Origin of the sequence: Geodermatophilus pulveris, assembly GCF_900188375.1 — a bacterium.
In the GTDB taxonomy this organism is placed as follows: domain Bacteria; phylum Actinomycetota; class Actinomycetes; order Mycobacteriales; family Geodermatophilaceae; genus Geodermatophilus; species Geodermatophilus pulveris.
The window spans coordinates 308,238-326,438 of the sequence record NZ_FZOO01000005.1; the positions used below are offsets into that span (position 1 = coordinate 308,238).

An 18,201-nucleotide genomic window follows, 5' to 3' on the forward strand; every position below is an offset into this window, starting at 1 on the left:
CCGCCGGGGCGGTCCACACCCGCCGTTCGTGCGGCGGTCCGCGGGCGGTTCGGTGAACGCCGTCCGGTCCGGCCGCGTATCCCCAGGACGGGTGACGACCCGGCCCCCGCGCGGCACGGGGGAGCGCGGGGCCGGGGCCGTCACCCGGACGCCGTCCGGGCGGCCGGGTCAGCGCGGGGTGGGCCGCGGCCGCCGGACGACGAACGGGCCGATGGCCAGCAGGTCGACCGGCGCGGAGCCGAAACACTCCAGGGCGTCGCGCGGGTCGTCGACCATGGGGCGCCCGGCGGTGTTCAGGCTGGTGTTGACGACGACCGGGATGCCGGTCCGGCGCTCGAACGCGGAGATCATCCGGTGCACCAACGGCTCGGTGTCCGGGTCGATGGTCTGGATCCGCGCCGTCCCGTCGACGTGCGTGACCGTCGGGATGCGGTCCCGCCACTCGGGGGCGACGTCGTGCACGAACAGCATGTACGGCGACGGGACCGGCCCGCGGCTGAAGATGTCCGGTGCCCGCTCCAGCAGGACCATCGGCGCCACCGGGCGGAACTGCTCGCGGCCCTTGACGTCGTTCATCCGCTCCAGGTTGGCCTCGTGGCCGGGGTGGGCCAGCAGCGAGCGGTGGCCCAGCGCACGGGGGCCGAACTCCGAGCGGCCCTGGAACCAGGCGACGATGCCGTTGTCGGCGAGCACCTCGGCCACCGCCTCGGCGACGTCGTCGGGCCGCTCGTAGTCGATCGCGGCGGTGTCCAGCCACCGCTGGATCTCCTCGTCGCTCCAGCCGCGACCGAGCGCGGCGCCCGGCATCGGCTCGGTGCGCTCGCCGAGCTCGGTGGCCACGTGCAGGGCCGCACCCAGCGCCGTCCCGGCGTCGCCGGCGGCCGGCTGCACCCAGACCTCCTCGAACGGGCTCTCGGCGAGGATGCGGGTGTTGGCGACGCAGTTGAGCGCGACCCCGCCGGCCATCGTGAGGGTCCGCTCGCCGGTCTGCGCGTGCACCCAGCGGGCCAGGTCGACCAGCACCTCCTCCAGCCGCTGCTGGACGCTGGCGGCCAGGTCGGCGTGCGCCTCGGTCCAGTCGTCGCCCTTGGTCAGGCGCGGGGCGAACTCGGTGAAGTCGATCCGCTCGGTGACGAAGCCGCCGTCGCCGGTGGCGCGGATCAGCTCGGACAGCTCGCCGGCGAACCGCGGCTTGCCGTAGGAGGCCATCGCCATGACCTTGAACTCGTCGGAGCTGCGCAGGAAGCCCAGGTGGTCGGTGAGCTCCTCGTACATCAGCCCCAGCGAGTGGGGGAGCGCCTGGCCGGCCAGCACCTCCAGCTGCCCGTCGACGTAGCGGCCGGCGAGGTGGCTGTGCGCCTCGCCGCGGCCGTCGAGCACCAGGACGGCGTTGTCGCGCTGCGGCGCGGCCAGCCCGGTGGAGGCGGCGTGCGCCACGTGGTGCTTCACGAACCGGACCTTGGCCGGGTCGAGACCGGGCAGGGCGTGGGCGAGGAAGTCCGGTGCCTTCTCGGCGTACATGCGGCGCATGACGTCGCCGTCGTCGAACAGGCCCGACTCCTCCGGCGTCCCCATCAGGGCCGGGTCGAAGGAGTAGGCGACGGCGTCCAGCTCCTCGGGGCGGACGCCGGCGTGCCGCAGGCACCAGGCCGCAGACAGCTCGGGCAGCTCCCAGGCGCTCCACGGCAGCGGGCGCTTGCCGTGCTTGCGCCGGCTGAACCGCTCCTCCTCCGCCGCGGCCACGACCCGGCCGTCGACCACCAGGGCGGCCGAGGGGTCGTGGTAGATGGCGTTGATGCCCAGGACCTTCACGCGTGCGCTCCTCCCGCCGGGCACGTCGCCCGCTCGTCGTCCCCGATCATGATCGGCGTGCAGGTGTTCTGCAGCTCGTGGCCCGCCCTGCTGCCGGGCCCGCCGCGAGCCTGCGAGCGGTGGGGGGCAGCAGGGTCCTCTCTCAGGTGTCCCGCCGCTCCAGCAGGTGGTGCTCCAGGACGGCGGCCAGCGCCAGGGTCTTGTAGCCGACCTCCTCGAAGAGGACGACGACTCGGTCGTCCTCCACCCGCATGACCACGCCGGGCCCCCACTCGGCGTGCTCCACCGGGGTCTGCACCGGGAAGGGCGTCTCGTCGTCGTCCGGTTGCTCGCCGGACAGCCCGGCGTCGCAGTTGTCGCAGGTGCCGCACGGCCGGTCCAGCTGCTCACCGAAGTAGCCGAGCAGGAACTGCCGTCGGCACCGGGTGGTCTCGGCGTAGCCGCGCATCATCTCCACGCGGCTCTGGTCCACCCGCTGGTGGTGCTCGGCCAGCTCGTGGGCGGCCGCCGCGGCCTCGCCCGGCGCGGGCGCGTCCTCCCCGGGGTGGGCGGCGCCGTCCTCGTCGAGGACGACGGCCGCAACCTGCTCGAGCAGGTTGAGGTCGCGGGCCAGCGGGCTGGCGGCCCGGCCGGTCTCCTCGCGCAGCTGCCCGACGGCGACCCCGTCCTCCAGGCCGGCGGCCTCCGCGGCACTGACCAGCCCGGCGACCTGCTGCAGCTCCTCCTCAGCGGGGATGCCGGCGGCGAAGAACCTCCGGATGCCCAGGTCCTCCTGGCGGTAGACGAGCAGCGCGACCGCGGGCCGCCCGTCGCGGCCGGCCCGGCCGATCTCCTGGTAGTAGCTGTCCAGGGAGTCCGCGGGCTCGGCGTGCACGACGAACCGGGTGTCGGGCTTGTCGATGCCCATGCCGAAGGCGGTGGTGGCGACGACGACGTCCAGCTCGTCGGCCATGAACGCGCGCTGGGTGTCCTCGCGGTCGGCCTTCCGCAGGCCCGCGTGGTACGGGCGGACCCGCAGCCCGCGGGCGGCCAGCTCCCCGGCGACCGACTCGGTCCCCTTGCGGGTGGCGCTGTAGACGATGCCCGGGACCTGCCCGTCGGCGACCAGCGCGGTGACCCGGTCGAGCACCGCCCGGTCCTTGGCGGCGGCGTCGGCGTGCTGCTCGACGGCCAGGTGGATCTCCGGCCGGTCGAAGCCGGCGACGACGACGTTCGCGTCGCGCATGCCCAGCCGCTCGACGATCTCCGCGCGCACCGGGGGCGCCGCGGTGGCGGTGAGGGCGAGCACCGTGGGGTGGCCCAGCTGCTCCACCACGCTGCCCAGCCGCAGGTAGTCCGGCCGGAAGTCGTGGCCCCAGGCGGAGACGCAGTGCGCCTCGTCGACCACGAACAGGGCCGGGCGGGCCGCGGCGATCGCCTCGACGACCTCCGGCTTGGTCAGCTGCTCGGGGGCGAGGAACAGGTGGCGGACCGTTCCGTCCGCCAGCCCCTCCAGGGCGGCCCGCTGGTCGCCGGCCGGCAGTGCGGAGTTCAGCTGGGCGGCCCGCCCGGCCAGGCCGTCGAGCCCCTCGAGGCGGTCGACCTGGTCGCGCTGCAGCGCGATCAGTGGGGAGACGACGAGCACCGGGCCGTCGAGCAGCTGGCCGGCCACCTGGTAGACGGCGGACTTCCCCGCGCCCGAGGGCAGCACCGCGAGGGTGTCGCAGCCGGCGACCACGGACTGCGTCGCCTCCTCCTGGCCGGGGCGGAAGTCGTCGAAGCCGAGGAGCTCGCGGGCGACCCGCCGGATGCGGCGGGTGCGGACGGCCGGCGACGCCCCGGCGGGGTTCCTCTGGTCGGTGCGCGGCACCGGCACCCGCTTCCCGCGAGCCGAGATCGGCAAACGGTTCGCCGCCGGCGTCACTCCACGGCGTCGTCCGCCGAGGACGTCCGTCCGGCGCTGCTGCGGCTGGACCGCGTGCGCGTCCCTCCGAGTCCCTGGTCGATCGAGGCGTCCCGGAGGACACGCACACGGACCGCGACGAACCGGCCGACGGGGACCACCGGGGCTGGCCGTGAACGGCTCCGGCGCGCAGTCGCCCGGTGCCGCGTCGCCCTCGGGGCGACGCTCGCCCAGATCGCGGACTGCCGTCGGCGGTCCACAGGTGCCTCACCACTCCTGCGCACGGGCGAGTGACCGCGGTGGGCGCAGCCAGTCCCGCTCGATCTCCGCCGCGGACGTCGGTCGCCCCAGCAGGAAGCCCTGGACCTGTCCGCAGCCCAGCTCCCGCAACCGGTGCAGCTGCTCCTCGGTCTCCACCCCCTCGGCGGTGACCGTGGCCCCGAGGGGTTCGGCGAGCGCGAGCACGGCGGAGACGATCGCGTCGGCCGGGCGGTCCTCGGGCAACCGGGCGATGAAGGACCGGTCCAGCTTGAAGGCGTGCGGGGTCCGTTCCCGCAGTGCGGCGAAGCTGGAGTAGCCGGTGCCGAAGTCGTCCACGGCGATCCGGACACCCGCAGCGCTGAGCGCCTGCAGCGCCGGACGCGCCCCGGGTTCCACGGCGCAGGACTCGGTCATCTCCAGCTCCAGCACGTCGGCAGGCAGCCCCACCCGGTCGAGCACGTCGAGCACCCGGTCGGCGAAGGCGTCGGGCAGCAGCTGCCGGGTGGAGACGTTGACCGCCACGCGCGGCGCGGCCGACGGCCCGAAGGACCGGTGCCACGCCGCGCACTGACGGCAGGCCTGCTCGAGCACCTGCATGCCCAGCTCGTGGATCAGGCCGGTCTCCTCGGCCGCGGCGATGAACTCCGCCGGGGGCACCTGGCCTCGGTCCGCGTCCCGCCAGCGGGCCAGGGCCTCCACGGCCGCCAGGTGCCCGTCGGCCACTCGCACGATCGGCTGGTAGTCGACGGTCACCGCACCGGCCGCCACTGCCCGGCGCAGTGCCGCGCGCAAGCCCAGCTGGTCCCACGCCTGGCGGCGCAGTGGCTCGCTGAACACCTCGTAGCGCTGTCGGCCGTTCTGCTTGGCCCGTTGCAGCGCCAGGTCCGCGGCCCGCAGCACCTCGTCGGCGTGCCCGGCCGCACCGCGCTCGGCGGGTCCGCCCCGGTCGGCAGAGAGCCGCGGGCCGGCCAGGCCGGCCCGGTCGGCCACCGCGACCCCGATGCTGGCGGTGACGACCACCTCCCCGCCGTTGACGGCGTACGGCTCGGACAGCGCCGCGACCAGGCGGTCGGCGACCCCGGCCGCCTCCTCGGGTCCGCTGACGCCGTCGAGCAGGACGGCCATCTCGTCGCCCCCCAGGCGGCTGACCAGGTCCTCCGGGCGGACCGTGGCCTCCAGCCGGCGGGCGACCGAGATCAGCAGTGCGTCCCCGGCGTCGTGGCCCAGCTGGTCGTTGACCGCCTTGAACCCGTCCAGGTCGCAGTACAGCACCGCGAACCGGGCCCCGGGGCGGCGCTCCGCGCGGTGCCTGGCCGCCTCCAGGCGGTCGGCGAGCAGCATCCGGTTGGCCAGCCCGGTCAGCGGGTCGTGCACCGCGGCGTGCTGGACGGCGGCGACGTGGTACTGCCGGCCGGTGACCAGCGCGCCCAGCTTCAGTCCCACCAGGGTGAGCACCACCAGGCCGAGCTGCACCCCCAGGACGTCGTCCACCGGGTCGCGGGCGACCAGGACGACGGCGGCCACGGTGGTCACCAGCAGGGCGACGCCCACCCGCGCGAACCCGCCGCGGGCGGCGATCCAGACCACCGGGACGAAGACCAGGTAGGCCAGGTCCGAGCTCCCGCCCGCCGGGTCGCCGTAGGCCGCGAGGACGGTGGTCACCAGCAGCGCCGCCTGGGCAGCCGCCTCCAGCCGCGGGTCACGCAGTCGGTCGGCGAACGCCGGCAGCCGCGACAGGCGGTGTCGACCGGACTGGCCCAGCCGTTCGGGTCGGCGCGGGGTCAGCTGCACCGGTCGCACCAGCTCGGGGCGGCCGTGCCAGCGACCGATCACCCGGCGGCCGGCGACCAGCAGGACAGGGGCGACGGTGGCGACGCCGAGGGCCGAGCCGGCCCAGGAGCCCAGCGTGTCCCTGTGCAGCGACCGCCAGGACGGTTCCACCAGGCCGCCCTGCACGACCTGGGTGACGGCGACGAGCAGCGGCCCGGCGATGGCGGCCAGCCCCAGGAACCAGAACACCTCGCGCAGGCCGGGCAGTCGGGGGTCGATGCGCGCCCGCCGCAGCAGGACGTACGCCACCAGGGCCCCGACGGCCGCGCGCACCACGCCGGTGGCGACCGCGGCCGGCCAGTCCGGGGAGCCGCCTCCGGCCAGCGCTGCGTGCAGCAGTTCGGTGAGCAGCAGCAGCGGTGCGTAGCGCGGTCCGCCGACGAGCAGCAGGACGACGTCCAGCCCGGACGGCGGGTACCACAGTGGCACGTCCTGACCGGCCTGCAGCGTCGTGGCGACGGTGTCCAGACCCAGCCACGACGCCAGGTACGACAGTGACACCAGCACCGGACGGCGCCACCGGACGGGACGCGCCTGCGTCGGGTCGTTCCGCACCACGGTCGAGACGACCTCCCCCGGAACGGTTCACGGCCGCCTGCCGGACCGCACACCCACCATCCCCCATGTGCGATCCACCGACCACACTGAGTGATCACGACGGTCCGGCGGACACGGGACGCCGCCGTCGAGGTCGTCCTCGAGCAGGCCGGGCACTGTGCGCTCGGGGGCCGAGACGTTCCCGCGGAGACGTCGCGACCGGGGACCTCCCCGCGCCGGGAGCCCAGGTCGGCGTCGTCGGCGGCGGCCCGGCCGGCGCGCCACCCGCGGGCGTCCAGTGACCCCGCCCCGACGCCGTACGTGTCGGGGGACATCGCGGCGAAGGCGTCGTCTACCGCCTCCTGCCGTGCCCGGAACACCGCGACCAGGTCCGTGCCGGTGGTCCCGGCGGCCTCCTCGGCCGCCGTCCTCGCCATGTCGCCATGCTGCCCAGGGCGTCGGCGCACGGAGGCGGCGGGCCGACGGCTGGGGACGGCGATCCTCCCTGTGGACGGCGACTAGCGTCATCCCCGTGAGCCCGCGCTACCGGATCGCCGAGGCGGCCGCCCTGCTCGGGGTCAGCGACGACACGGTGCGCCGGTGGGTCGACAGCGGCCGGCTGCCCGCCTCGCGGGACGGCGGCGGCCCGGCGCACGTCGACGGCGCCGACCTCGCCCGGCTCGCCGCCGGCCTGCACGAGGCGCCCGAGCCCGGCGCCACCCGCGGCTCGTCGGCGCGCAACCGGCTGACCGGCATCGTCACCCGTGTGGTCCGCGACACGGTCATGGCCCAGGTGGAGATCCAGGCCGGCCCGTTCCGGCTCGTCTCGCTGATGTCCCGCGAGGCGGCCGACGAGCTGGGGCTGGACGTCGGCGTCCGGGCCGTCGCCACCGTCAAGGCCACCCAGGTCAGCGTCGACGTCCCCTAGGCCATCCGGCAGGTCGGTCACGGATCTGCGGATGGTTCACGCGATCGGTCAGCCGCAGATCAGGGGACACGTGGGTTATGGTCCCGCAGGCGCGGACCTCTCGGTCGGGCGCTGGGCGGGAGGGGACCCGATGGGCGGGCGGTGGGCGGCGGGCCTGGTGGCGGTGGCGCTCGGCGTCGCCGGCTGCGGCGGGGACGACGGCGCGGCGGCACCGGGCGGCGCGACGTCGTCCGCCCCGGACGACGGCCCGTCCGGCACCCTGACGGTCTTCGCCGCGGCCTCGCTGACCGACGTCTTCACCGACCTGGGCGGGCGGCTGGAGGGCCAGCACCCCGGGCTGGACGTGCAGTTCAACTTCGCGGGCAGCTCGGCGCTGGCCACCCAGGTCGTCCAGGGCGCCCCCGCCGACGTCTTCGCCAGCGCCGCGGAGCCGCAGATGGCCACCGTCACCGACGCCGGGCTGGCCGCCGGCGAGCCGGCCGTCGTCGCCGCCAACGTGCTGCAGATCGCCGTCCCGGCCGGCAACCCCGCCGGCGTGACCGGGCTGGCCGACTTCGCCCGGGAGGAGCTGGCGCTGGCCGTCTGCGCGCCCGAGGTGCCCTGCGGCGCGGCGTCCGAGGAGGTGTTCGCCGCCGCCGGGGTGGCCGCCGTGCCGGACACCCAGGAGGAGGACGTCCGCGCCGCGCTGACCAAGGTGGAGCTGGGCGAGGTCGACGCCGCGCTGGTGTACACGACCGACGTGGCCTCCGCCGGGGACGCCGTCGAGGGCCTGGACTTCCCCGAGTCCGCCGAGGCGGTCAACGCCTACCCGATCGCCACGCTGACCGGCGCGCCCAACCCGGACGCGGCGGCGGCCTTCGTCGAGCTGGTCCTGTCCGAGGAGGGCCGCGCGGCGCTGTCCGGCGCCGGGTTCCGCGTCCCGTGAGGGGACGCCGGGAGGCCGGCGTCCCCGCGCCGCTGCTCGTCCCCGCCCTGCTGGCGGTGGCCTTCCTGGTGCTGCCGCTGCTCGGCCTGCTGGTCCGAGCGCCGTGGAGCGAGCTGTGGCCGCAGCTGTCCAGCCCTGCCGTCGGGCAGGCGCTGCGGCTGTCGCTCGTCTCGGCGACCGCCGCCACCCTGGTCTCCGTCGTGCTCGGCGTGCCGCTGGCCTGGGTGCTGGCCCGCTCCCGCATCCGCGGCCGGAGCGTGCTGCGCGCCCTCGTCACCGTGCCGCTGGTGCTGCCGCCGGTGGTCGGCGGCGTGGCGCTGTTCCTGGTGCTCGGCCGGCAGGGCCTGGTCGGCGCCTGGCTGGACGAGGCGTTCGGGCTGACCATCCCGTTCACCACGACCGCGGTGGTCATCGCGGAGACCTTCGTCGCGATGCCCTTCCTGGTCATCAGCGTCGAGGGCGCGCTGCGCGCCGCCGACGCCCGCTTCGAGGACGCCGCCGCCACCCTGGGCGCCGACCGGTGGACGACGTTCCGCCGGGTCACCCTGCCGCTGGTCGCCCCGGGTGTGGCGGCCGGGGCGGTGCTCTGCTGGGCGCGCGCGCTGGGCGAGTTCGGCGCCACCATCACCTTCGCCGGCAACTTCCCGGGGACGACGCAGACGATGCCGTTGGCGGTCTACCTGGCCCTGCAGCGCGACCCGCAGGCGGCCGTGGTGCTGTCGCTGGTGCTGCTCGCGGTGTCGCTGGCCACGCTGCTGCTGCTGCGTGACCGCTGGCTGTCCCGGGCGGGTGCCGCGGCGTGAGCCTGGCCGCCTCGGTCGCCGTGGCCCGCGGGCCGATGACCGTCGGGCTCGACGTGGCCGTCGCCGACGGGGAGGTGCTCGCCGTCCTCGGGCCGAACGGCGCGGGCAAGTCCACCCTGCTGCGGGTGCTGGCCGGGCTGCTGCGCCCGGACGACGGCCGGGTCGTCGTCGGCACGGACGTGTGGGTGGACGTCGCGGCCGGCGTGCACCTGCCGGCACACGAGCGGCGCCTGGGCATGGTGTTCCAGGACCACCTGCTCTTCCCGCACCTGTCGGTCACCGACAACGTCGCCTTCGGGCTGCGCACCCGCGGGGTGCGCCGCGGCCCCGCGCGGGCCGCGGCGCGGGAGTGGCTGGCGCGGGTGGGCGTCGCCGACCTCGCCGACCGGCGGCCCGGCCAGCTGTCCGGCGGGCAGGCGCAGCGCGCCGCGCTGGCCCGCGCCCTGGTCGGCGACCCGGCGCTGCTGCTGCTCGACGAGCCGCTGTCCGCGCTGGACGCGCGCACCCGGCTCACCGTCCGCGCCGAGCTCCGCCGGCACCTGGCCGACTACGGCGGCAGCACGGTGCTGGTCACCCACGACCCGGTCGACGCGATGGCGCTGGCCGACCGGGTCGTCGTCGTCGAGGAGGGGCGGGTCGTGCAGGCCGGCACGCCCGCTGACGTCAGTCGCCACCCGCGCACCGACTACGTGGCCCGGCTGGTCGGCCTGGCGCTGCTGCCCGGCACCGGCGAGGGTGGGACGGTACGGCTGGAGGGCGGCGGCCGGGTGGCGGTGGCCGAGCAGACCGCCGGCCCGGTGTTCGTCGCCGTCCGCCCCGAGTCGGTGGCGCTCTACCCCTCACGGCCCGACGGCAGCCCGCGCAACGTCTGGCCGGCCCGGCTGGTCGCGGCCACGCCGCACGGCTCGACGGTGCGCTGCGAGCTGGCCGGCGAGGTGCCGCTGATCGCCGACGTCACCGCCACCGCCTTCGCCGAGCTGGGCCTGGCCCCCGGCACGCCGGTGTGGGCGTCGGTCAAGGCCTCCGAGGTCGCCGTCTACGACCGCTGAGGACCGACCAGCAGGGCGACGTCGGGGTGCAGGAGAGCCAGCCCGCGGTCCAGCGTCGCCAGCCGGCCGCCGTGGGCCCGGGCCAGCGCGGCCAGGTGGGCGTCGGTGACCTGCCGGTGGCCGACGACGCCGCGGAGGTCGACGTCCGCGTAGCCGATGTCGTCGGCCCAGAACTCGTGCCGCTCGTCAGCGGTCACGCTGCCCAGGACATCACTGGCCTCGGTCTGACTGGCCCCTCGTCGAAGGGCGTGACGGAGCAGCGCGCCCTGGGTCACCGGGCAGGTGACGAAGGCCGGCAACTCGACCAGCCACTCCTCCACGGCCCCGTGGTGGACGTGTTCGCTGTCGCCGAGGGCGATGAGGACGTTCGCGTCGAGGAGGTCGGTCACTCGTCGTCGTCCAGCGACCGGACGTCCTCGCTGGTGACGGGACCGCCACCCAGGGAGAGGACCCGCATCCCGGTCACCGGGCTGACGGTCACCCGACTGGGACCGGGGGTGGCGAGGGCCGAGCGCAGCAGCTTCGTGACCGTCTCGCTCAACGAGGTCCCCGCGTCGCGGGCGATGGCGGTGGTCAGCCGGTGCAGGTCCTCGGGCAGGTCGATGGTGGTGCGCACGGCGACATCACGGCGCAGGATGCCGACGACATGCACCACGATGAGGACATGAGCACGGTCGCGGGGGTGGTCCTCGCCGCGGGCGGCGGGCGCCGCTACGGGATGCCCAAGGCGCTGGTCGAGTACGGGGGCAGCCTGCTGGTCGAGCGGGCGGTGCGGACGGCGCGCGCGGTGTGCGACCCGGTGCTCGTCGTCCTCGGCGCCCGGGCGGTCGACGTCTGGCGGACGGCGGACCTCGACGGCGCCACCGTGCTGGCCAACCGGGACTGGGAGACCGGGATGGCGTCCTCGCTGCGCACCGGCCTCGATGGGGTGCGCGGCTGGCCCGGTCGGGTCGGCGCCGCGCTGGTCACCCTGGTCGACATGCCCGGGATGACGCCGGAGGCCCTGGCCGCGGTCGCCGCGCACGCCGCCCCGGACGCGCTGGCGATCGCCACCTACGACGGCGTCCGCGGGCACCCGGTGCTGATCGGCCGCGACCACTGGGCCGGTGTCGTGGCGACGGCGACCGGCGACGAGGGCGCCCGCCGGTACCTCGCCACGCACCCGGTCACCGAGGTCGACTGCACCGGCCTGGCCGATCCGGCCGACCTCGACGTGCCCCCGGGACAGGTACCGTCGGCGCCGTGATCGCCAGGCCCCTGATCGCCGCAGTCGTCGACGCGCCGCTGTCGGTCGCCGAGCACGAGGACGCCGTGGCCGACGAGCGCGCCGGTGCGGTCGTGTCCTTCGCCGGTGTGGTCCGCGACCACGACGGGGGGCGCTCGGTCACCGAGCTGGAGTACGTCGGCCACCCGAGCGCCGCGCAGGTGATCACCGGGCTGGCGGAGGAGTTCGCCGCCCGCCCCGACGTGCACGCCGTCGCGGTCTCCCACCGGGTGGGCCTGCTCGCCATCGGCGACGTCGCGCTGGCCTGCGCGGTCAGCTCGTCCCACCGCGGCCAGGCGTTCGCCGCCTGCGCGGAGCTCGTCGACCTGGTGAAGGAGCGGCTGCCGATCTGGAAGCGGCAGGTCTTCACCGACGGCGAGGAGGAGTGGGTCGCCTGCCCGTGAGGGCGCCGCCGGTCGCTGTCAGTCGACCAGCACGACCTCGAACGGGCCGCCGGCGGGCCCGAGCCCGAACTGGGCGTTCACCGCGGCCAGGCCGCCGCGGTACAGGATGGCCGTCGTCGGCACCTGGAAGTCGTCGTCGGTGACGACCTCCACGACCTCGCCGGAGGCGAGGTCGCGGGACAGGTCGATCCGCGCGATCTGCTCCACCTGGTTCTGCACCACCCACACCTGACCGTCGCGGTACTCGACGCCGTCGGCGTCCGGCAGCGCCGTCCCGACGTCGATGGCCGCGCTGTCGCCGGTGGCGGGGTCGACGGTGTAGAGGGCCTCGTTCGTGGAGTGGGCGACGATGAGCACCCGGCCGTGCCGGGCGTCGGCGATGCCGTTGAGGTTGAACTCCCCGGTCAGCGCGGCCGCCGGGCCGTGCAGCGGCAGGGTCTCGGCCTCGCCGGGTCCGCCGTGCCGGTCCAGCGGCACGTGGTGGAGCTGCGCCGCGCGGCTGTCGGTGAACCAGGCGCCGTCCCGGGTGACCGCGACGTCGTTGACGAACGACCCGGTCGTGCCGCCCAGCTGGTACTCCGCGACGGTCTCGCCGGAGCGGGTGTCGTAGACGTACGCCTGGCCGGTGGGGCCGCCGGCGACGAAGAGCAGCCCGTGGCGCAGGTCGGTGTCCATGCCGACCGCGACGCGGCCCTCCGGCGCGTCGATGAACAGCTCCGCGGTGCCGCGGCGCAGGTCGCCGCGGTAGACGTCGCCGTCGCTGAGGTCACCGGCGTAGAAGGTGGCGCCGCGGCCGGGCGCGATGCCCTCGGCGCCGCCGGCGCCCGGGAGCTCGATGACCTCGACGTCGACCTCGACGTCGACGTCGTCCCGGCCGGGCCGGTCGGCGGCCGCGGGGACGGCGGTGGCGGCGACGGTGGCGAGGACGGTCCCGAGCAGGACCACCCCCCGGGTCGTCGTCCGGCGGGGGAGCGCGGGACCGGGCATGCCTGCCTCCTGGGGAGCGGGTGCCTGCACCGTGGCACGCTCCCGCCGGGCGCGCAGCCCGGCCGCCGGGACGGCGCTCAGGCGCGGACCGGCCCGCTCCCGTCGTCCCGGCGGGTGTCCCCGGCGTCGGAGGTGCCCTCGCCGCGCTCGGCGGCGGCCACCTCGGCCTCGCCCTCGATGCGGTGCGCCTCCCCGTGCAGCTGCGCGGCGGCGTCCCCGTGGGACTCGCCGTACACCTCCTCGGCACGGCCGACCAGCTCGTCGAGCTTGCCCTTCGCCTTCTCCCAGATGCTCACGCGCCCATCCTCTCCCTCACCCGCCGGCGAAGGGGGGCAGCACGTCGACCACCGCACCCGGCGCCAGGGCCAGCGACCGGTCGCGGGTCTGCGTCCCGTCCACCAGGAACGAGCAGGCCGTGAGCACCCGCTCCAGCCGCTCGCCGTGGTCGTCGGCGATCTGGCCGACGAGCTCCTGCAGCGTGCCGGCGTCCCGGGTCTCGGTGTCCACCCCCGCGGCCGCGCGGGCCCCGGCGAAGTACCGCACGGTCACGGGCACGCGCTCAGCCGCCGATCGCCGACATCGGCCGCGTCGGCTGCAGGAAGCTCGGGTCGTCGATGCCGTGCCCGGGCAGCTTGCCCAGGGTGGCGATCCGCCAGCGGTCGGCCAGCTCCGCGTCGGTGGCGCCGTCGCGCATCGGCGTGCGCAGGTCGGACTCCTCGCGGGCGAACAGGCAGTTGCGCACCTGGCCGTCGGCGGTGAGCCGGGTGCGGTCGCAGCTGCCGCAGAAGGACCGGGTGACCGACGCGATGACGCCGACGGTCGCCGGGCCGCCGTCCACCAGCCAGCGCTCGGCCGGCGCGGAGCCGCGCTCCTCGGTGTCCGGGGTGAGGTCGTGGGCCGCCGCCAGCCGCGCGAGGATGTCCTCGGCGGTGACCATCTCGCCGCGGGTCCAGGCGTGGTGGGCGTCCAGCGGCATCTGCTCGATGAAGCGCAGCTGGTAGCCGTGCTCCAGGCAGAAGTCCAGCAGCGGGACGGCGTCGGCCTCGTTGATCCCGCGCAGCAGGACGGCGTTGACCTTGACCGGGGTGAGGCCGGCGCGCTGGGCGGCCGCCAGGCCGGCGAGCACGTCGCCGAGCCGGTCGCGGTGGGTGAGCTGCGTGAAGCGGTCGCGGTCGGTGGTGTCCAGGCTGACGTTGATCCGGTCCAGGCCCGCGGCGGCCAGCGCGGGGGCCACGCGGGCCAGGCCGATCGCGTTGGTCGTGAGGCTGACCTCCGGGCGCGGCCGCAGCGCGGTGGCGGCGCCGACGATGCCGACCAGGCCGGGGCGCAGCAGCGGCTCGCCGCCGGTGAAGCGGACCTCGCGGATGCCCAGCCGCTCGACGCCGATGCGGACCAGCCGGGCGAGCTCCTCGTCGGTGAGCACCTCGACCTTGGGCAGCCAGTCCAGGCCCTCCGGCGGCATGCAGTACGTGCAGCGCAGGTTGCACCGGTCGGTCAGCGACACCCGCAGGTCGGTGGCGACCCGGCCGTGCCGGTCCACCAGCCCACCGGTCCCGGGGGCGGGGTCCGGACGGCGGGTCACCGGGTCCGGGAGCGGGCTGGTCGAGGTCACGCCTGTGAATGTAGTGCGGACCGGGGACGGTGTGCCGTTCCCCGGACGGGGGTCCCGGTGGCGCCAGGTCGGTCGGAGAGCGAGAGCGGGGCGGCGGGGTCCGTTGTTACCGTCGCCGTGCCACCCGAGGGACCGGCGGGCACCCCCGCACTCGCCCGTGGCCAGGAAGCGCGAGACGTCCGTGTCACCCCGCACCGTGTTCAGCCCCTACGCCCGCCTGTTCGCCGTGCCCGGCTCGGCGGCGTTCTCCTTCGCCGGCTGGGTCGCCCGGCTGCCCATCCCGATGCTCGGCCTGGGCGCCGTGCTGCTCGTCGCCGCCGAGACCGGCAGCTACGCCCTGGCCGGCGCGGTCAGCGGCACGCTGGCGCTCAGCTTCTCCGTCGCCAGCCCGCAGTGGGCCCGGGCGATGGACCGCCGCGGGCAGGGCGCCGTCCTGCAGGTCGCCATGACCGGCTACCTGCTCGCCGGCGTCGGCTTCGTCGCCGCGGTCACCGCCGGGGCGCCGCGGTGGAGCTGGTTCGTGCTGGCCGCGCTCGTGGGCGCGAGCGGGCCGAACATCGGCTCGCTGGTGCGGGCCCGGTGGGCGCAGGCGCTGGCCGAGCCGGACCGCCGGCAGACCGCGTTCGCGCTGGAGGCGGTCGTCGACGAGGTCGTGTTCGTCGTCGGCCCGCCGCTGGTGACGCTGCTGGCCACCCTCGTCGCGCCGCCCGCCGGCTTCCTCACCGGCGTCACGCTCGGCGCGGCCGGCGGGTTCTGGCTGGCCCGCCAGCGCGCCACCGAGCCCCCCGCCTCGCCGGCCGACCCCGGGGCGCCGTCCCGGCGGTGGGCCGCCCTCAACGCCAGCGTGCTGGTCGTCGTCGTGACCTACGCGGCCGTCGGCACGGTCTTCGGTGCCATGGACGTCGTCGTGGTCGGTTTCGCCGACGAGCAGGGCGCGCCCGCGCTGGCCGGCCTGGTGCTGGCCGTCTACGCGTTCGGCAGCCTGCTCGCCGGCCTGCACTACGGCGTGGCCCGGCTGCGCGGGACGCTGGCGGCGCGCTTCGTGGGCACCGCCGTCGCCTTCGGCCTGGCCGCGCAGCTGCTGTGGGCGGTGGGGTCGCTGCCGGTGCTGGTGGCCGCCGGCTTCCTCGCCGGCACCGCCATCGCGCCGGTGCTGGTGTCCGGGACGTCGCTGGTCGAGTCTCGGGTGCCGCGGTCGGCGCTCACCGAGTCGCTGTCGTGGACCACCACCGGGCTCACCCTCGGCGTCACGGCCGGCTCGGCGCTGGCCGGGGCCGCCGTCGACGCGTGGGGCGCGCAGGCGGCGTTCGCCGTCCCGGCGGTAGCGGCGGCGCTGGCGGCGCTGGTCGCGCTGGCCGGTGCGCCGCTGCTGCGCACCGGGGTGGCCGCCGTCCCCGGTGTGACCGCCGACCGGGTTGAGCACCCGGCTGCCGGGTAGGCCGTCCACCGGCAGGTTGCGCGCCACCGGGTGCGCCCGCCCACGACCGAGAGGAGCCCCTGTGGCCAGCGTGCCCACGATCCGCCTCAACAACGGCGTCGAGATCCCCCAGCTGGGCTTCGGCGTCTACCAGGTCCCGCCGGAGGACACCGCCGAGGCCGTGTCCACCGCCCTGGAGATCGGCTACCGGCACATCGACACCGCGGAGATGTACGGCAACGAGAAGGGCGTCGGCGAGGCCGTCGCGCGCTCGGGCCTGGACCGCGGCGAGGTCTTCGTCACCAGCAAGCTGAACAACGGCTTCCACGGCCGGGACGACGCCCTGCGCGCCTTCGACCAGTCCCTGGCCGACCTCGGCTTCGAGTACCTGGACCTGTTCCTCGTCCACTGGCCGCTGCCGGGGATCGACGTCGACTACGTCGAGACCTGGAAGGCCATGGAGGAGATCTACGCCAGCGGCCGCGCCAAGGCCGTCGGCGTCTCCAACTTCCAGGCCCACCACCTGCGCCGGCTGTTCGGGGAGACCGACGTCCGCCCGGCGGTGAACCAGATCGAGGTGCACCCCTACCTGGCCAACGACGAACTGCGCGCCTTCGACGCCGACCACGAGATCGTCACCGAGGCCTGGTCGCCGATCGCCCAGGGCAAGGTGCTCGACGACCCGGTGGTGCAGCGGGTGGCCGAGCGCTACGGCCGGACGCCGGCACAGGTCGTGCTGCGGTGGCACGTGCAGCGCGGCGACGTCGTGTTCCCCAAGTCGGTGAACCGCGAGCGCATGCAGCAGAACTTCGAGCTGTTCGACTTCGACCTCGACGGCGGCGCGATGGGCGACCTGAGCGTCCTGGACCGCGGCGAGCGCACCGGCCCGGACCCGGACACCTTCAACTACATCCCCGGCTGAGCCTGCGCGATCGTGGCGCCGTGACCACCGGATCCGCTCCGGACCGGGTCACGGCGCCATGATCGTCGAAGGCCCTCCTGCCGGGTCCCGCCGCGAGCCGGCGAGGGGTGGGGCAGGAGGGTCGTTCACCGGTCCGTCGTCACGAAGTCGATGAGCTCCTCGACCCGGCCGATCAGCGCCGGCTCCAGGTCGGTCCAGGTGCGGACCCGGGCCAGGATGCGCTGCGCCCAGACGTAGCCGGTGTCGTCCTCCCACCCCAGCCGGCGGCAGACGCCGTCCTTCCACGACTCGCCCCGGGGCACCGTCGGCCAGGCCCGGATGCCGACGACGGAGGGCTTCACCGCCTGCCAGATGTCGATGAACGGGTGGCCGACGACGAGCGCGTGCCCGCCGGCGGCCCTGCCGCTCATCACGGACTCCGCGATCCGGGTCTCCTTGGACCCGGTGACCAGGTGGTCGACCAGCACGCCGAGCCGTCGCCCGGACGACGGGCGGAACTCCCGCACGATGCCGGGGAGGTCGTCCACACCGTGCAGGGGCTCGACGACGACGCCCTCGATGCGCAGGTCGTGGCCCCAGACCTTCTCCACCAGCTCGGCGTCGTGCTTGCCCTCGACGTAGATCCGCCCCTCGCGGGCGACCCGGGCCCGTGCCCCGGCGACGTAGGTGGAGCCCGACGCGCTGCGGCTGGGGGTGGCCGGGGCCTGCGGCCGCGGGCGCACCAGCACCACCGGCCGGCCGTCGACCCAGAAGCCGGGGCCCAGGGGGTAGGCGCGCACCCGCCCGTTGCGGTCCTCGAGGTGGACGACGTCCTTCTCGCAGCGCACCACGGCGCCGACGAAACCGGAGCTGGGGTCCTCGACGACGAGGTCGCGTTCGGCCTCGACGGAGGGGTTGGGCTGCTTCCGCGTGCGCGGGTGCACCAGGTCGTCGTACGGCGAGCGGGGAGGCACGCCCTCCAGGATGGGCACGACCCCGGCCGGCGACCGCACCGACGCGCCGGTGCGCCCCCGGTGCGACACGCCCGAGCCGATGTCCCTCACCCAGCGTCACGGGTGAGCACCAGGCCTGCCGGTGCTCGCACTCCCTGCTGACCAGGGTCTCCCGGCCGGGTCGGCCACACCGTGGGGGTTCCTGCGCCCCGGTGCGCGGGTCGGATCCGGGGTGGCCGTTTCGTGACCTGCCCGCCGGTCACCCCAGTGATCGACCGGAACACAGTCTGCTGAGATGGAGGCGACAGCCACGATGATCGGCACCGAAGCCATCAGCCGTGTGATCGGCAAGGACGTCTACGACCGGAGCGGGGACAAGATCGGCTCCGCGTCGGAGGTGTACCTCGACGACGAGAGCGGCCAGCCGGAGTGGGTCACCGTGCGCACGGGCCTCTTCGGCACCAAGGAGTCCTTCGTCCCGATCCGGGACGCCGACCTGACCGACGACGGTCTCCGGGTACCCGTGACCAAGGCCCAGGTGAAGGACGCCCCGAAGGTCGACACCGACGGGCACCTCTCCCCGCAGGAGGAGGAGGAGCTCTACCGCTACTACGGCCTGGGCTCCGGCCAGGGGTC

Annotated in this window: 19 protein-coding genes and 1 pseudogene; 10 read left to right on the forward strand and 10 right to left on the reverse strand. The window is 75.6% G+C overall.

All coding sequences use genetic code 11. The features are described from left to right. Positions 1 to 168: 168 nt before the first annotated feature. The 3 genes from CHB98_RS12870 to CHB98_RS12880 all read right to left on the reverse strand — a co-directional run bounded on the left by CHB98_RS12870 (position 169) and on the right by CHB98_RS12880 (position 6,286). Positions 169 to 1,812: a carbamoyltransferase family protein gene (locus CHB98_RS12870; RefSeq protein ID WP_089305983.1), complete on the reverse strand. Its 1,644-nt coding sequence runs from the start codon at positions 1,810 to 1,812 to the stop codon at positions 169 to 171. A gap of 142 nt (positions 1,813 to 1,954) precedes the next feature. Continuing rightward, positions 1,955 to 3,661: a RecQ family ATP-dependent DNA helicase gene (locus CHB98_RS12875; RefSeq protein ID WP_245821120.1), complete on the reverse strand. Its 1,707-nt coding sequence runs from the start codon at positions 3,659 to 3,661 to the stop codon at positions 1,955 to 1,957. 300 nt (positions 3,662 to 3,961) lie between these two features. After that, positions 3,962 to 6,286 (reverse strand): putative bifunctional diguanylate cyclase/phosphodiesterase, encoded by a 2,325-nt coding sequence (locus CHB98_RS12880; RefSeq protein ID WP_179224473.1) that lies wholly within the window; start codon positions 6,284 to 6,286, stop codon positions 3,962 to 3,964. 568 nt (positions 6,287 to 6,854) lie between these two features. On the opposite strand from CHB98_RS12880, the gene CHB98_RS12890 reads away from it, so the two are divergent. The 5 genes and pseudogenes from CHB98_RS12890 (at position 6,855) to CHB98_RS23065 (ending at position 10,027) form a co-directional block, all read left to right on the forward strand. After that, positions 6,855 to 7,250, forward strand: coding sequence for a TOBE domain-containing protein (locus CHB98_RS12890; protein WP_089305987.1), 396 nt, complete (start codon positions 6,855 to 6,857; stop codon positions 7,248 to 7,250). Positions 7,251 to 7,380: 130 nt separating this feature from the next. After that, positions 7,381 to 8,175 carry a molybdate ABC transporter substrate-binding protein gene (gene modA, locus CHB98_RS12895; protein WP_089305988.1) on the forward strand — a complete coding sequence of 265 codons (795 nt, stop codon included), beginning with the start codon at positions 7,381 to 7,383 and terminating at the stop codon, positions 8,173 to 8,175. Then, positions 8,172 to 8,978 (forward strand): ABC transporter permease, encoded by an 807-nt coding sequence (locus CHB98_RS12900; RefSeq protein ID WP_089305989.1) that lies wholly within the window; start codon positions 8,172 to 8,174, stop codon positions 8,976 to 8,978. Before modA ends, CHB98_RS12900 begins: the two co-directional genes overlap by 4 nt. Positions 8,979 to 9,031: 53 nt before the next feature. Continuing rightward, positions 9,032 to 9,451, forward strand: a pseudogene (locus CHB98_RS23060) (ATP-binding cassette domain-containing protein); the annotation flags it as partial. 120 nt (positions 9,452 to 9,571) lie between these two features. Continuing rightward, positions 9,572 to 10,027, forward strand: a complete 456-nt coding sequence (locus CHB98_RS23065; RefSeq protein WP_425432519.1) for a TOBE domain-containing protein — start codon at positions 9,572 to 9,574, stop codon at positions 10,025 to 10,027. On the opposite strand, the gene CHB98_RS12910 is transcribed toward CHB98_RS23065, so the two are convergent. Continuing rightward, the gene (locus CHB98_RS12910) at positions 10,015 to 10,416 is read right to left on the reverse strand and encodes a TA system VapC family ribonuclease toxin (protein ID WP_089305991.1); all 402 of its coding nucleotides are present in this window, start codon (positions 10,414 to 10,416) and stop codon (positions 10,015 to 10,017) included. The genes CHB98_RS23065 and CHB98_RS12910 overlap by 13 nt on opposite strands. Beyond that, positions 10,413 to 10,682, reverse strand: coding sequence for an antitoxin (locus CHB98_RS12915; protein WP_245821121.1), 270 nt, complete (start codon positions 10,680 to 10,682; stop codon positions 10,413 to 10,415). The genes CHB98_RS12910 and CHB98_RS12915 overlap by 4 nt, the downstream gene beginning before the upstream one ends. A 9-nt stretch (positions 10,683 to 10,691) precedes the next feature. Between CHB98_RS12915 and CHB98_RS12920 the strand changes: the two genes are divergently transcribed. Then, complete coding sequence (locus CHB98_RS12920; protein WP_089305992.1) at positions 10,692 to 11,273, forward strand: nucleotidyltransferase family protein; 582 nt, start codon at positions 10,692 to 10,694, stop codon at positions 11,271 to 11,273. Beyond that, positions 11,270 to 11,695 carry a molybdenum cofactor biosynthesis protein MoaE gene (locus CHB98_RS12925; protein WP_245821122.1) on the forward strand — a complete coding sequence of 142 codons (426 nt, stop codon included), beginning with the start codon at positions 11,270 to 11,272 and terminating at the stop codon, positions 11,693 to 11,695. The genes CHB98_RS12920 and CHB98_RS12925 overlap by 4 nt, the downstream gene beginning before the upstream one ends. Before the next feature lie 18 nt (positions 11,696 to 11,713). Here the strand turns inward: CHB98_RS12925 and CHB98_RS12930 are convergent, their stop codons facing one another. The 4 genes from CHB98_RS12930 to moaA form a co-directional block, all read right to left on the reverse strand. Continuing rightward, positions 11,714 to 12,682, reverse strand: a complete 969-nt coding sequence (locus CHB98_RS12930) for an NHL repeat-containing protein (RefSeq protein WP_089305993.1) — start codon at positions 12,680 to 12,682, stop codon at positions 11,714 to 11,716. A gap of 77 nt (positions 12,683 to 12,759) precedes the next feature. Then, on the reverse strand, positions 12,760 to 12,978 hold the full coding sequence (locus tag CHB98_RS12935) for a hypothetical protein (RefSeq protein ID WP_089305994.1): 219 nt from the start codon (positions 12,976 to 12,978) through the stop codon (positions 12,760 to 12,762). A gap of 16 nt (positions 12,979 to 12,994) precedes the next feature. After that, entirely contained in the window at positions 12,995 to 13,231 is a 237-nt protein-coding gene (locus CHB98_RS12940) for a MoaD/ThiS family protein (protein WP_245821123.1), read from the reverse strand. 10 nt (positions 13,232 to 13,241) lie between these two features. Then, entirely contained in the window at positions 13,242 to 14,294 is a 1,053-nt protein-coding gene (gene moaA, locus CHB98_RS12945; protein ID WP_218822351.1) for a GTP 3',8-cyclase MoaA, read from the reverse strand. A 181-nt stretch (positions 14,295 to 14,475) separates the two neighbouring features. Here moaA and CHB98_RS12950 point away from each other — a divergent pair, with 181 nt between their 5' ends. Continuing rightward, on the forward strand, positions 14,476 to 15,732 hold the full coding sequence (locus CHB98_RS12950; RefSeq protein ID WP_089305996.1) for an MFS transporter: 1,257 nt from the start codon (positions 14,476 to 14,478) through the stop codon (positions 15,730 to 15,732). 70 nt (positions 15,733 to 15,802) lie between these two features. Continuing rightward, positions 15,803 to 16,633, forward strand: coding sequence for an aldo/keto reductase (locus CHB98_RS12955; RefSeq protein WP_245821124.1), 831 nt, complete (start codon positions 15,803 to 15,805; stop codon positions 16,631 to 16,633). A gap of 125 nt (positions 16,634 to 16,758) precedes the next feature. Here the strand turns inward: CHB98_RS12955 and CHB98_RS12960 are convergent, their stop codons facing one another. Beyond that, positions 16,759 to 17,586, reverse strand: coding sequence for a DUF3097 domain-containing protein (locus tag CHB98_RS12960; RefSeq protein ID WP_089306035.1), 828 nt, complete (start codon positions 17,584 to 17,586; stop codon positions 16,759 to 16,761). A gap of 292 nt (positions 17,587 to 17,878) precedes the next feature. Between CHB98_RS12960 and CHB98_RS12965 the strand changes: the two genes are divergently transcribed. Beyond that, the coding region (locus CHB98_RS12965) for a PRC-barrel domain-containing protein (protein ID WP_143425083.1) at positions 17,879 to 18,201 on the forward strand (323 nt) is incomplete at its 3' end.